This window comes from Porphyromonas sp. HMSC065F10, from assembly GCF_001808555.1.
Lineage (GTDB): Bacteria > Bacteroidota > Bacteroidia > Bacteroidales > Porphyromonadaceae > Porphyromonas_A.
Genome location: NZ_KV793799.1, coordinates 1 through 14,475, shown reverse-complemented (window position 1 = coordinate 14,475; position 14,475 = coordinate 1). Strand labels below are relative to the sequence as shown.

At 57.0% G+C, this 14,475-nt stretch carries 11 protein-coding genes; 4 read left to right on the top strand and 7 right to left on the bottom strand.

What is annotated here, in order from left to right; translation table 11 throughout:
• Positions 1-372 precede the first annotated feature (372 nt).
• From queC to HMPREF2890_RS06430, 3 genes are read left to right on the top strand one after another with little or no spacing between them, the layout of a single operon-like run.
• Positions 373-1,044, top strand: coding sequence for a 7-cyano-7-deazaguanine synthase QueC (gene queC / locus HMPREF2890_RS06440; RefSeq protein WP_070466770.1), 672 nt, complete (start codon positions 373-375; stop codon positions 1,042-1,044).
• The gene (locus HMPREF2890_RS06435) at positions 1,045-3,429 is read left to right on the top strand and encodes a 4-alpha-glucanotransferase (RefSeq protein WP_070466768.1); all 2,385 of its coding nucleotides are present in this window, start codon (positions 1,045-1,047) and stop codon (positions 3,427-3,429) included.
• An 11-nt stretch (positions 3,430-3,440) separates the two neighbouring features.
• Positions 3,441-4,856, top strand: coding sequence for an arylsulfatase (locus HMPREF2890_RS06430; RefSeq protein ID WP_070466766.1), 1,416 nt, complete (start codon positions 3,441-3,443; stop codon positions 4,854-4,856).
• 230 nt (positions 4,857-5,086) lie between these two features.
• Here the strand turns inward: HMPREF2890_RS06430 and HMPREF2890_RS06425 are convergent, their stop codons facing one another.
• From HMPREF2890_RS06425 to HMPREF2890_RS06415, 3 genes are all read right to left on the bottom strand, one after another.
• Positions 5,087-5,779, bottom strand: coding sequence for a tetratricopeptide repeat protein (locus tag HMPREF2890_RS06425; RefSeq protein WP_070466764.1), 693 nt, complete (start codon positions 5,777-5,779; stop codon positions 5,087-5,089).
• 736 nt (positions 5,780-6,515) lie between these two features.
• The gene (locus HMPREF2890_RS06420; protein ID WP_070466762.1) at positions 6,516-7,733 is read right to left on the bottom strand and encodes a bifunctional 3,4-dihydroxy-2-butanone-4-phosphate synthase/GTP cyclohydrolase II; all 1,218 of its coding nucleotides are present in this window, start codon (positions 7,731-7,733) and stop codon (positions 6,516-6,518) included.
• Between the two features lie 9 nt (positions 7,734-7,742).
• The gene (locus tag HMPREF2890_RS06415; protein ID WP_168160428.1) at positions 7,743-9,755 is read right to left on the bottom strand and encodes an LptF/LptG family permease; all 2,013 of its coding nucleotides are present in this window, start codon (positions 9,753-9,755) and stop codon (positions 7,743-7,745) included.
• 417 nt (positions 9,756-10,172) lie between these two features.
• Here HMPREF2890_RS06415 and HMPREF2890_RS06410 point away from each other — a divergent pair, with 417 nt between their 5' ends.
• Positions 10,173-10,616 (top strand): hypothetical protein, encoded by a 444-nt coding sequence (locus tag HMPREF2890_RS06410; RefSeq protein ID WP_148130704.1) that lies wholly within the window; start codon positions 10,173-10,175, stop codon positions 10,614-10,616.
• A gap of 116 nt (positions 10,617-10,732) precedes the next feature.
• Here the strand turns inward: HMPREF2890_RS06410 and HMPREF2890_RS06405 are convergent, their stop codons facing one another.
• The 4 genes from HMPREF2890_RS06405 to HMPREF2890_RS06390 are packed head-to-tail and all read right to left on the bottom strand — an operon-like array spanning position 10,733 to position 13,848.
• Positions 10,733-11,428, bottom strand: a complete 696-nt coding sequence (locus tag HMPREF2890_RS06405) for a YiaD family glycine zipper/OmpA-like lipoprotein (protein ID WP_070466756.1) — start codon at positions 11,426-11,428, stop codon at positions 10,733-10,735.
• A gap of 46 nt (positions 11,429-11,474) precedes the next feature.
• Positions 11,475-12,161, bottom strand: coding sequence for a YggS family pyridoxal phosphate-dependent enzyme (locus tag HMPREF2890_RS06400; RefSeq protein WP_070466753.1), 687 nt, complete (start codon positions 12,159-12,161; stop codon positions 11,475-11,477).
• Positions 12,162-12,174: 13 nt separating this feature from the next.
• Positions 12,175-12,621, bottom strand: coding sequence for a DUF4494 domain-containing protein (locus HMPREF2890_RS06395; RefSeq protein WP_070466751.1), 447 nt, complete (start codon positions 12,619-12,621; stop codon positions 12,175-12,177).
• A gap of 30 nt (positions 12,622-12,651) precedes the next feature.
• On the bottom strand, positions 12,652-13,848 hold the full coding sequence (locus HMPREF2890_RS06390; protein ID WP_070466748.1) for a 1-acyl-sn-glycerol-3-phosphate acyltransferase: 1,197 nt from the start codon (positions 13,846-13,848) through the stop codon (positions 12,652-12,654).
• Between the last annotated feature and the right edge of the window lie 627 nt (positions 13,849-14,475).

The following is a 14,475-nucleotide window of genomic DNA, read 5'->3' as shown; positions in this document are numbered from 1 at the left end:
CCGGCATGCTGTGAAAGCCGGTAAGTTTGTGCAGAGCGTACGACTTGCCCGACTTGCCCGACAAGATAGGCACTCGGCTGGTGCCTGCACCCCGACAGGGGTGCATCGTTCACCACTCTTCACAATGAGTCGAGTGACTTATGTAGAGCTCAAATGCGTCAGCCCTGTCTCGCCCCTCACTAATACCGATATTAGAGAGTCCTAATACCGATATTAGTGATTTCTTTTACCGGTATTAGATTACTCTAATATCGGTATTAGAATTGCCCCGAAGGTGAGGGGGAAATTTTGATCCATCCCCACGATGAGGATGTCTCCGGACTACACGACAGAGGGACCTCCCTTGAGCCTAAAAAGTCGTACATTTGAGCCATGAAGAAGAATAATAGAAAAGATGCCATCATCGTCCTCTCCGGTGGTCTCGACAGCGTCACGCTACTGCACGATAAGCAGGATGAGATCGCCCTGGCCGTAACCTTTGACTACGGCAGCAATCACAATGCTCGGGAGATCGCCTGCGCAAGACGTCACTGTGCTGCTCTCGGCATCGAGCACTTAGTGATCCCGCTCCACTTCATCAAGGAGTACTTCCACTCCTCCCTCATCGAGGGAGCTGAGGCGATCCCGGAGGGCTCCTACGATGAGGAGAATATGAAGTCCACGGTCGTCCCCTTCCGCAATGGGATCATGCTCTCCGTCGCCTGCGGGCTGGCTGAGAGCCGGGGGCTGGACCGGGTGATGCTTGCCAACCACTCCGGTGACCATACGATCTACCCCGACTGCAGGCCCGACTTTATCCGAGAGATGAGTGGGGCCATGCGTGCCGGGACCTTCAATGGCGTCACCATCGATGCACCCTACACGCTGATCACCAAGGCTGACATCGTCCGTCGTGGTGCAGAGCTGGGGGTGGACTACGGAGACACCTACTCCTGCTATAAAGGAGGGGAGAAGCACTGCGGCAAGTGCGGTACCTGTGAGGAGCGACGCGAGGCCTTCCGTGAGGCCGGCATCACCGACCTAACCACCTACGAGACGGAGTAGATGAAGAAAAAAGATAATGTGACCGAGCAGCGCATCCTGCTGACCCTCGTCCTACCCTACCAGACCGCCCACGAGGGGCAGACCATAGTCTGCCTGATGGACGGTGAGGAGCGCCCTATGGAGGAGCGCACTGCAGGGCTCTGGACCCTCGACCTGCCGCTCTCCATCCGCAGCTATAAGGAGCTGCTCTACAGCTACAGAGTGGTGGAGCAGGGAGAGATCATCGCGCTGGAGGCCCCGATGCTCCATACCCTCCGACTGAGATCGACGGAGCCGGAGACGAAGCCACTCAATGTGGTGATCCGTGATCGGTGGATCGCCCCCTCCCCCGCACATCGGCTGATGAGCCCGCCCCTCTGTGGGCTGCTCGGGCTGACAGATAGGACAAGGGAGCCCTTGGCTGCCCTCGACTGCCGACGCGGCGAGGTGATCGCCTTCCTGAGGCAGGAGATCTACGATGGTGAGCTCTTCCTCGTCGGCTCTGCGACAGAGGCGGGGGCGTGGGACCCGATGCACGGCATCCCACTCCGGGCTTGTCGTCACTGCTACACTCTCTCCATGGAGGGACTGCCGGCGATGGAGTACAAGGTGGTGCTCCGCAGGCGGGACGGGTCGATCCTCTGGGAGGAGGGGCCCAATAGAGTGTACCGACCGGAGGAGAGGCGCTCCCTCACGCTCACCTTTGTCGATGAGCCGGTGCTTCAGCCCACGTGGGAGCGGAAGAGCATCGAGGGGACAGTGGCTCCACTCTTCGCCCTGCGCACCGAGCGCTCCTACGGCATCGGTGACTTCGGCGATGCGGTGGACTTTGTCGTCTACCTCGCAGAGCTGGGGCAGCACCTCTACCAGATGCTCCCCTTCTACGACACCACTTTTACCCGCACCCCGCTCGACTCCTATCCTTATAACGCCATCACCACTTACGGGCTGGACCCGCTCTACCTTGACGTGCGGCGACTGCCCGGATATGACGAGGCACCGCTCAGGCACCGCTGGGAGGAGCGAGCCACTGCGCTCAATGCTCTGCCACGCGTAGACTACCTCGCTGTGCGACAGCTTAAGCGCGAGGTGGTCGACTACTGCTACGATCGGGCCAATGACCCGACGATGGAGGCGGTGCGGGCGTTTATGTCCCGGGAGGGGGAGGACCTGCTCGCCTACTGCCTCTTCTGCGTCCTCAGGGATCGTCAGCCGGGGACGCCGGTCACGGATTATGCGACCTACACCTCAGTGCGGGAGGAGTACCTCCTATCGAAGACGATCGAGGGGGCTCAGGCGGAGCGTGAGGTGCTTCGGTACGCCTTCATCCAATACTTCCTCTATGACCAACTGAGCAGGCTGACGGAGGTCGCCCACCGGCACCACGTCCTGATCAAGGGGGATCTGCCGATCGGTGTGGGACGAAATAGCGTTGATGTATGGATGGCGCCACACCTCTTCCACCTGGATAAGGAGGCAGGTGCACCGCCCGACTTCTTCTCCGCCAATGGGCAGGACTGGGGCTTCCCCACCTATGACTGGGAGGCGATGGCAGCGGAGGGCTTCCGCTGGTGGCGCCACCGCTTTGCCGTGATGGAGCGTCACCTCGATGCGATACGGATTGACCACATACTCGGCTTCTTCCGCATATGGAGCATACCTGAGAGTAGCTCCGACCAGCGTCAGGCGCACTACGTGCCGGCGCTCGGCTACCGACCCGATGAGGTGCGAGGGGTGGAGGGGCTCTGTGCAAGGGACGAGAAGGGGCTGTACCACCCGTCACCCTCACCAGAGCTATACCCGGACTTTGGCCCCCTGAGTGCTGAAGCGAAACAGCTGATCCTCTACCTACGGGAGGAGTACCACCACCACCGCAATGAGGAGCTCTGGCGCCGAACCGCCATCAAGCGTCTCCTCGGCGCCACCTCAGACACCCGTATGCTCCTCTGCGCTGAGGACCTGGGGAGTCTCCCGGGAAGTATGCGGGAGGTGATGGACACTTTTGAGCTGCTCTCTCTCGAGGTGGTGCGTATGGCGAAGAAGTCCTGGTGCGCCTATGCCCACCCCAATGATATCCCCTACCTCAGCGTCGGCTCCACATCGACCCACGACACCAGCACGCTCCGCGACTGGTGGCGCTCGCTTGACCACTCTATGAGGTGGGACATCGCTCGCACCTATGGCTGCGCCGATGATCCCTCGGCGGCAGGGCTGATACGAGCACTGAGGCGGCTCGCCCCCTCGGTACTGCTCGTACTCCCCATGCAGGACTGGTGGACGCTGACCGGCTACGGATCGGAGGTGCCACCGGAGGAGGAGCAGATCAATCACCCTGAGGATCCCAAGCAGATCTGGGACTACCGTATGCCAGGCACCATTGCCGAGCTGCCTCGCCACTTAGAGTAAAGCAGGGACGTATGACTACACGAGGACGAATCGCCACGAGAGTGGCCATGGGGGCGCTGTCCCTGACGGGATTGGCTCAGTCGCGACCCAATATCATCTTCTTCATGGTCGATGATATGGGCATCGGTGACCTCGGCACCTACGGACAGCGATACATCCCGACGCCCGCACTGGACAGCCTCGCTCAGGCGGGGATGACTTTTACTCAGGCCTATGCCGGCTGCTCCGTCAGCGCACCCTCACGGGGGTCGCTCCTCACCGGCCGCCATACCGGTCATGCCTTTATCCGTGGCAATAAGGATACCGCCAATCCCGATGGCCACACCTACGACCACCCGCTCGCCGATGATGAGGTGACTATCGCCGAGATGCTGAGAGACGCCGGCTACGACACCGCCTGCATCGGGAAGTGGGGTCTCGGCGGTCCCGGCACGGAGGGTGCTCCGACGAGGCAGGGCTTTGACTACTTCTTTGGCTACCTGGGGCAGCTGAATGCCCATCGTCACAGACCGGAGTTTCTCCACGAGGGTGAGACGCTGATCCCTCTGGACGGGAAGACCTACGCTCAGGATCTGCTGATGAACCATGCGATCGACTTCCTGAGAGATCGGAAGCGCCGGGAGCGACCTTTTTTCCTCTACTTCACCCCCGCCCTGCCACATGCCGACCTGGATGCTGAGGAGGAGGATCGGAAGCCCTTTGAAGGAGCGTTTTGTGAGCGACCCTTTGAGGGAAATTGGTACCGCGCTGAGGCGCAGCCCAAGGCAACCTATGCCGGGATGATCCGGCGCATCGACCGGGACGTCAGCAGGATGATCGATGTGCTACGGGAGGAGGGACTGGCCGAGGAGACGTTATTCATCTTCACCTCCGACAATGGGCCGCACGAGGAGGGCGGTCACGATCCCTACTTCTTTGACGGCAATGGTCCCTACCGCGGACTTAAGCGCGCCCTCTACGAGGGAGGGGTGCGGGTCCCCTTCATCGCAGTATGGCCGGGAGTGATCAAGCCGGGGAGCACCTCCTATCATACGCTTGCCTTCTGGGACGTGATGCCGACTCTCCGAGAGCTGAGCGGGGCAGCACCTCAGGAGCAGTCCGACGGGATCTCCTTTGCCCCCACCCTCATCGGTAGGGGCGAGCAGGCGGAGCACCCATACCTCTACTGGGAGTTTCACGAGGAGGGGGGACGACAGGCGGTCCGCATGGGTCAGTGGAAGCTGATCCGTCAGCAGGTCAGGGATGCCTCGCAGACGTACGAGGAGCTCTTCAATCTCTCCGCTGACCCGGGCGAGCTTCGGGATGTCTCCACAGACTACCCTGAGGTGGTCCGGCAGCTGGGCGAGCTGATTGACCGGTCGCACCGGCCGAGCAAGGACTTCCCGCTACTCCCTCAGGAAGACCTTTGCAAAATGGTCTTTCGCTGAAAAAGCACCGCTTTTTCGGCAGGGACTATGCAGAATGCCCCAGATGCAAGGATCTGAGAGTGAGGGCGAAGGGAGTGTGCTTACGCACATGACCAAGCCCGAATCTCGTATGTGACGCCGCAGATGGGGTATTATGCAAAGGTCCCTCAGGAGAAAAGATAGCAAAAAAAGAAGCCCCCTTACGACCTGAGTCGCAAGGGGGCTTTTTTTGGTATACTGTCAGGGGAGCTTTACTTGCCCTGCAGAATCAGCGTCTGGAGGTACTTCTCAGCATTGGCAGCGGAGGGAGATGTCGGGTAGCTCTCCTTGACCTTTGTGTATGCCTCCTTAGCCTTATCAGTCTTACCGAGAGCCTCATAAGCAAGACCTGCCTTGATGAGGTAGATCGGTGAGAGGAGCATATTGTCAGCCTTCTTGGCAGCGTCCTCGAAGTAGCCGACCGCCTTATCGTACTGGTCGCCCTCGACGTAGCAGTCACCGATCAGACCGATGACGCTCGGCTGGAGCATCATGTCCTTGGAGCTAAACTTATCCAGCTGCTTGATAGCGCTCTCGTAATCGCCCAGCTGGTAGTAGCAGACACCGGCGTAGGCGTGAGCCACGTTGCCGGAGGGCGTATTGCCGTAGTCGCTGATAATGTCAAGGAAACCCTTCACATCGGCGCCATTTCCCTTGAGAGCGGTCTCAAACGAGTCTCTCTCGAAGAGCTGCTCGGCACGGAAGATCTGCTCCTCCGCCTTTGCCCGATGCGGCATCATATAAGCGTTACGATAGAGGATGATGCCACCGATCACTACGATGGCAGCAACAAGGCAGATGATAAGCGTCCGCCTATTCTTCTTCATATAATCCTCTGCCTTACTTCCGGTCTCGGCTGAGGTTGCCTCCTTATTGAGGTCTTGGGGATTGCTTTGCTTACTCATGAGTTAGCTTCTTATATATAGACTACGGACTAACTGCGCAAAGGTAGTAAAAACAATCCGATAAAGCGACAGACAGGCTTAACTATTCACTGCGAGGGCATTGAAGGGTATGGTTAAGAGCATGCACCAAAGGACAAAAGAGCGTTAGACCGTGGTTCACAAACATAAATAATTGTCAAATATGGGGTAAATTGACATCTTGAGTGGACAAAGGCTTGCATAGTTCGGATAAAGTCCCTACCTTTGCATCGTGGTTTTTTCATAATAGTATTAGATTAAAGGTTAAGGTAAGAACAGAGCTGTCGTGAGACAGCTTTTTCTTGAAAGGTCACGAGTCACCTCATTCTGGAGGCGACTCGTTTCTTTTTGTTTACAGGTATGAGGGATGCCCCAAAGCGTGTCTGAGAGCAACATCTGTGGAGGTACGTGAGGGCAAATGGATAAGAATTTAAGCATGTCACTTGCATATATGAGATAAAGTCCCTACCTTTGCACCGTGGTTTTTTCATAATAGTATTAGATTAAAGGTTAAGGTAAGAGTTGAGTTGTCGGGAGACAGTTTTCTCTTGAAAGATCTCGGGTCGCTTCGTACACTTGTACGGTAGTTGACTCGTTTCTTTTTTGACTAACAACAGGCAGTTAGATGTTAGACTGCACGTTATACATAACAATGAGCCCCGAGCGAAGTGATTCGACTCGGGGCTCTCTTATCCTTAAAGGACCTCAGTGTGGAGGCTTAGACCTCGTGGAGGTCCTGTCCCATCTTCTCTTTCTTGGTACGGAGGTAGCGCTCGTTGTACTTATTGGGCGTAATCTCGATCGGGACGTGCTCCACCACCTCGAGGCCGTAGCTCTCAAGACCGACCCGCTTGATGGGGTTATTGGTGAGGAGGCGCATCTTACGGATGCCGAGCTTCTTGAGTATCTCAGCGCCGACACCATAGTCCCGCTCATCGGGTCGATGACCGAGGTGGACATTGGCCTCGACGGTGTCCATCCCCTCCTCCTGGAGTTTGTAGGCGTGGATCTTATCCATCAGTCCGATGCCACGACCCTCTTGATTGAGGTAGACGATGGCACCGCGTCCCTCCTTCTCCACCAGCTCCATAGCCTTGTGCAGCTGCTCGCCACACTCGCAGCGGAGGGAGCCGAAGATGTCCCCTGTGGCGCAGCTACTGTGGACGCGGACCAGTACCGGTGCACCATCCGAGACTTCCCCCTTGACGAGTGCGACGTGCTCCAGTCCGTTGCTGATCTGACGGAAGGGGATGACGCGGAAGTCGCCATACTTCGTCGGTAGCTTTGCCTCCACACCCTCCTCCACGAGGCTCTCGCTATTCATCCGATACTTGATCAGGTCAGCGATAGTGATGATCTTGAGCCCGTGCTCCTTCGCAAAAACGAGGAGCTGGGGGAGACGAGCCATGGTGCCGTCTTCATTGACAATCTCGATGAGACATCCCACGGGACGAAGTCCGGCGAGACGGCAGAGATCTACCGTAGCCTCAGTATGGCCGGCGCGGATGAGGACACCCTCATTGCGTGCGCGGAGGGGATTGACGTGACCGGGACGGGCGAGGTCATCGGGGCGGAGCGAGGGATCAGCGAGGGCGCGGATCGTAGCGGCGCGGTCCGACATGGAGACACCTGTGGTGACCCCATGACCGAGAAGGTCCACGGTGACGGTGAAGGGGGTTCCGAGAGGGGACGAGTTGTCCACCACCTGCATCGGCAACTCCAGCTCACCGCAGCGCTGAGCAGTCATTGGGGTGCAGAGCACGCCACGACCGTAGCGCATCATGAAATTGATGATCTCCGGGGTCATCATCTCGGCGGCGCCGATGAGGTCTCCCTCATTCTCCCGGTCCTCATCATCGACGACGATGATGAGCTTACCCTGGCGCAGGTCCTCCAGCGCCTCGTCGATGGTATTGAGCTTGATCTTTTCGTCCATATCTATTAACTAATGTGATTTGCGATGTTCGGTGATGCGGGCTATCTCACCACGCACCTTATTATTATTGTCCCGCACGTGCTTGCACTCACGCCGGAAGGCTATGTATCTAATCTGGTAGTAAGCGTACACGAGGAGCCCGATGGGGAAGAGGATCATCAGTGCGATCCGCAGCCATCGCTCCCGTGGCTTACGCACGAGAGCGAGCTCCTGCAGGTCGGGGTAGCCGCTGAGGCGATGCACGAGGAGGATATCCTCCCCGCGGCCGAGATTGTCAACGATCTCATCAAGCGCTGTAGCGAGCTCACTCTGCAGATGCTGCTGCGTGGGGCGGGTGAAGAAGCCGAAGTACCCAGCCGAGGACTGGTGGATGAAGCGGTCTGCCAGCTCATCCGCCCTGTCAATATCCCGTGTGGCAAGTGCGTAGTCGGGGACACCCTCAGCCACAACAGCGCCCACCTTGCGAACCGGCTCGATGCCCATAAAGTGGTGAAACGAATTGACCAAGATGTCGACATTGAAGCGCATACTATCCTGCGTGGCGAGGTAGGTGAGCAGGAGACCGGCGGGTAAGAGAACCATATTGGGCAGCCAGATGCCACTCCATAGGATCCAGCGACTCTCATTGACCATCTTCACTCCGGTCGTCTCAAGAATGTAGAAGACGATGAAGCAAAAGATCGCCACAATGAAGGGGACTCCGATACCGCCCTTCCGGATCAGCGCACCCAGGGGCGCCCCGATGAGGAAAAAGACGATCACAGCGACCGGGTAGGTATACTTTCGCCAAAACTCGAAGTCGTTTTTCCGGATCAGGCTCTCCGTCTCCTCCTGGTCCATATTATTGAAGTAGTAGGAGCTGACGTCGGCATTGAGCTTCTGTGAGGCCGCATTGTATATCGTCTGCAGCTGAGAGTACCCGAGAGCCCGCAGGTCTGCGTCGAGATCTCGATGAGTAGGCGCCGGAGTCTCAGTCTCCTTTGCACTCTTTTTCGCCACCGCATGCCCCACAGCCCCACCGACGGCCGCCCCGGGAGCGACACCGGCAGCCGGTGCCATATCCTCAAGGAGGGTTTCGCGAGCGGAGCGGGAGAGAGAGGGGGCATCGTCCTGGATCACCGGCCGAGCAGCGGTTGCTCGGATCAGCTCCCTATTCACCTGAGCCATTGAGTCGCGCACGATGGTGAGAGAGTCGACATAAGCGCGTAGCTGGCGGGCGTTCTTGCCGACAAACTGGCTGCTCAGCGCCCCTTCATCGACCATATAGAGACTGTCATCAAAGTGCATGATCACCTCCTTGGAGGAGAATTGCTCCCTCAGGAACGGGCGCTGGACATTTCCCCCATAGGAGCTTGACTGTGAGGGTCGGAGATTGCGGAAGGACTCACCATGGTACGCCTCCAGCACCATCTCCTGACCATCGTTGACCGAGTAGAGGTAGCCACTGTCGGCGAGGACTATCGTGGCATTTTGCGGTCCCTCGGAGTGATCGTAGATCATCAGGTCGTAGAGCGTCTTCGTCTTCGGGTCCTTACGCGTGATGTATATGGAGTAGCCGGGGATGTCCTGTGTAAAGCTCCCCTCCGGTATCGCCAGCTCGGGCGACTTATTCTTGATCGAGAAGTAGTACTGCCAGAAGCGTACCTGACTGGTGATCATCCAGTCGTTTTGAAACCAATAGAGCCCTCCCGCCAGCAGAATGGAGAGGCCGAGGAGAGGCCGCATAATCCTTGTGAAGGGGATGCCCGCAGTCTTCATCGACAGCAGCTCCATCCGCTCACTGAGGTTGCCAAAGGTCATCAGCCCGGCCAGCAGCACCCCCAGTACCAGAGCCATCGGCGCCACCGTCATTGCGGAGTAGAACATCAGCTTGAGGAGGACCCAGGTGTCCACCCCCTTGCCGACGATATCCCCGACAAAGCGCCAGAGGAGCTGCATCACAAGGATAAACCATGCGACGGCAGTGCTCCCGAGGTGCAAGGGGATGAAAGTCCGGAGGACGTAGAGGTCTAATTTCTTCACAGTCAGAGGACCGCTTGCGGTCACGCAAAGGTAGCAAGAAATCCCCTCTTATCCTCTTTCCATAGCGCCTTCAAGAATAACATAGACGACACCAACGCCTCCAGCAATAAGCTACTCTGCGGCCTCATCTACCAGCTCCAGATGTTCTGATCGGAGCAGACACACCACTTAATGAGGGAGAGCAGACCCACTGAGGATCTGCTCTCCTTTTTTATGAGAGAGGCTACTGCCACCTGTGCAAAATTGCAGTTGCACAGCAAATGACGTAACTTCGCATAATCTCGTGCACGGCAGGGGGTGGCTACTGTCTGTACGTCTATGATATTGAGATATAATATACACAGGTAATAATGGCGATATGGACTATTGATCCAAAACTGCTTATCTGATCCTGTGGCCAAATCAAGAGAATAAAATATGAAACATCATTACTTGTGGGCATTCTCGGTCTGCTTTCTACTCTTCCTGGTCTGCGGATGCGACGACACCAGCCAGACGCCCGTGATTAAGCAGAAGGTTATCGAGTTTGACCGGATCGGAGGAACAAAAGTAAACACGGTGTTTCTAAGGAAGAATCCGTGGTTTTTCCACACTCTTGTTGTCTACGAGAAAGATCCATCAGCCACCACCTTTAATAAGGTCAGGGAAAAGGAGCTGACGAAGGACGAGATGGAGATCACCACCACGAAGGACGGCGACAAGGTCATCCACTATGACTGGATCACCTTCTGTATCTCCAAGGACACCCGCATAATTACCGTGACCGCTGAGGAGAATAAGACAGGGCAGCCACGATCCATCTACTTTTTCGCTTGGAGCATAGTATGGGGACCCTCCTTCACTGTCAACCAAAAGGAGTGATCCAGTTCTCCACAATTCACCTAAAAAGGGAGAGCAGACCCACGAGGATCTGCTCTCCCTTCTTTTATGCTCAGGCGAGCCTCCTACGAAGAGGTTCGTCCGGATGAGTGACCGACTTACTTCTGCTTGGCAGCCTCAGCCTTAGCCTCGTTGATCATCTCCTGGCTCGGCAGGATGAAGACCTCTACGCGACGGTTCTTGGCACGACCCTCCGGGGTACCATTGTCAGCGATGGGCTGGTCGGGACCTACACCATCGAGGGTCATACGGGTGCTGGAGACCTGATGCTCGCGGAGGAAGTTCACCACACTCTCAGCGCGACGCTTGGAGAGACCGACATTGTAGGCATGCTTACCAGTGCTGTCGGTATGACCTACGATGCGGATGTTGGTCTGGGGGTTGGCATTCATATTAGCAGCAAAGCGGGTGAGAGCCTCACGCGACTGGGGGCTGAGTGCAGTGTTGTCAAAGCCGAAGAGGATGCCGCTGTCAAAGGTGACACGGATTGCCTCACCATTATTGACACGCTCCACCTCAGCCTCGGGGACAGCCTGCTCGAGCTCCTTAGCCTGCTTCTCCATGTGGTTGCCGATGAAGCCACCGGCAACACCACCGATGATGCCACCTATGAGGGCGCCTGCTCCGGCATTACCTGCCGTATTACCGATGCCTGCACCGATGGCGGCACCTGCGGCAGTACCTGTACCGGCACCGAGGACGGTCTTGTCCATATTCTGGAGGAAGCCACAGCCACTGAGCGAAACGCTGAGGGCGAGGACAGAGGAAGCGAGGATTGTAGTTGTTTTCTTCATGATTGTTCTATCTTACTAATTCATAATTAAAGCTACCCTACGTGAGTCAGTACTCACGAGGGCCAAAGATCGCCGTGCCGATGCGCACATACGTCGCTCCGTGCTTAAGGGCGATCTTGTAGTCTTGGGACATGCCGATGGAGAGCTCACGGAAGGAGGACCGATCAGCAAAGTACCGGTCACGCACCTCACCGAGGAGCTCATGCATGCGGGCAAACTGCCGATCCACCAGCTCCATGTCCTCGGTCAGCGAGGCCATCGCCATCAGCCCGACCACCTCCACGTGAGGGCAGTCGTGGATCAGACCCGACTCAAGGAGCTCACGTAGCTCTGTCTCATCCATCCCGTGCTTCGTCTCCTCTCCCGAGATATGGATCTGGAGGAGACACCGTATCGGTCCACGCTCAGCAGGGCGCTCCTGGAGCACAGCCTGCCGCTCAATCTCCCTGAGGAGCTTGGCCGAGTCGACACTCTCTATCGTATCGACAAAGGGGGCAATGTACTTGACCTTATTTCGCTGAAGTGTCCCGATCAGGTGCCACTGCACATCGTCAGGCATCTCGGGCTGCTTCGCCACCATCTCCTGCACGCGGTTTTCGCCAAAGATGCGCTGCCCCGCATCGTACGCCTCACGGAGCTTCTCCACGGGGTGAAATTTCGATACAGCAACGAGTCGGACCTGCTCCCCCAGCTCTCTCCTCAGCGCCTCTATGCGATCGGCAATGGTACTCATGGGATGCTCTCTCTTACTGTGCTTCGGCAGGCTTAGCCTCCGGCGCCTCGTACCGGAAGGCGTCCACCAGTTGGGTCTCAGCGATCGAGGCGACGGTCCAGTCGGCGAGTGTCGTCTTCATCTGCTTCTCCAGCTCCTCGAGAGCGTCCCTGAAGTCATTCGCCTGCACCAGCATATAGGTGTACTTCTTCTTCTCCACGCCATTCTTCTCGTCCAGCTGGATGAATCCCACTTTGGCCTTATAGAAGAGCTGACCGTTATTGAAGAACGTCTCCGAGTAATTGACCTTCTTGACGCTGTCGAGGCGGAAAGGGCCACGGTTCTCCATCTCTCCGCTCATACGCTCCTCCGCCTCCGTGAAGGTGAGGGCATCGACGAGGTAGTACTCGTGGACCTTCTGGACTTTGCCTGACTCGGCGATCTCTTTTTCGTAAGTGACTTTGCACTCAAACCAACTCATTGGTGTTGCTTCTATTCTATTGGGTAAAACTTATCTGCGGATGATCTTGCGCGTGATGAGGTTATTGATCAGCGGATTGGCGTAGGCATCAAAGATCATATGTGCCACCTCCTCCCGATCCTTGGTCGCCACCTTGGCTGCATCCATCTGCTCCTCCACATAGAGCTCAAAGAGCAGGCGCTCCTTACGGCTGTACATGGAGTCAAATTGGTCTCCACCACGGACGATGTCGTAGGCGATGTAGTTGGAGGGGTAAAAGCGGTAGTTAAGGAAGATCTGCCGGTCTATCTCCCGGGCGATGGCAGCCAGCTGCTCATTCTTACCTGCCTCCGGCTCGTAGAGCGAGGCGAGGTCATGCAGCGGCTCAGCCACCTTGATATGGACGCGCCCCTTCCTGCCACTCAGGCCGGTGCGCATACTGACGAGATCCTCGGTCGGCTGCTTCTGGTAGTCCGGGTTGCGCCGGCGGGCAAGCAGCTCCACCGCCTTGAGAGCATCACAAGGGTCATACTCGTAGGAGATCGCCATCGGCACTAAGTGGAGGCTCTCGATCGACTCGGCGATCGATGTCCCCCTCGGGGCACTCAGCGTCAGCATCTTCAGCAGACCGGGCTGGGTGGTATCGTTGGAGTCCTTCGCCCGACCATCCCTCTGCGCCAGCCAGATATGCTCCTCCCCCTGCTCCACAGCGGTACGGATATACTCTGAGAGACGCTTTGACTCGACCAGGGTCTCCCGGACCGGCAGCCCACGCTTCACCACCACGGCATCGCAGAGCTTTACGAGCGTCCGTATCCAGGGACGCTTCAGGAGGTTATCCCCCAGCGTCATCCGCGGCATGGAGAGACCCGACTGCATAAAGAGCTGATCGAGGATGGCAGAGTCGAGGATGATGTCTCGATGGTTGGAGACCAAGAGATACTTCGTCTGCCCCTCGCGGTCGAGGTTGCTCGTGCCGGAGATGGTGGTGGAGAAGGTGGTCTTGTCGAGCAGTCCCGAGAGACCGGCACTGATGAAGAGTCGCTTGAAGTCAAATATCGTCCTCACCTGCTCGCTCAGCAGCGTCTCACTCTCCGGAGAGAGGTCAAAGCCAAAGGTATCGGCGAAGTGGCGAAACTCCTCATCCCTCAGCAGCTCCACGATGGCATCATGCACCTCAGCGTCCGTAAAGGGACGGATGGTATCGAAGTGCGGGTCGGTCGTACTATGGTATTGGTTGTCCGGCATATCTTACTTATCTAAGTCACAGACCCACCAGAGGTCGGGTCCCATTACTCTCGTAAAGGTACCACTTTTCACTCACCCGCATCATAATTCTCTCAGGAGGGCCTATATTATAAGGTCAAAAGTGCTCACCGGCACAGATAGCCTACATAGGCCGAGTACTCCTCATCAAAGACCTTTGCAAAATGGTCTTTCGCCGAAAAAGCAGTGCCTTTTCGGCAGGGACTTTGCAGAATGCCCCAGATGCAAGGGACTGAGAGTGAGGGCGAAGGGAGTGTGCTTACGCACATGACCAAGCCCGAATCTTGAATGTGACGCCGCAGATGGGGTATTATGCAAAGGTCTCTTTCTATCACTCTCCACTGCTTAGTTGTCTGCAAATATACACCAGAGTTCCCAACCGAAAGTCTCCTCGAGTCACGAAACGTCTCCTAAGTGCATATCCTAGCACTTGTGGTCAGTTACCTGAGCGTACCATCTACCTCGGAGTCTCTCTATATAATAAGGAGTGCAACCCACAGCAAGCGCATCAGCGGTGTGGCACCCCGGCCGGGGTGCATACCACCCGGGGTAGAAAAGGAGATAGCGAGACACCCCTAACCCCGCGACCCCGCTAGGGTGTCGCACTGA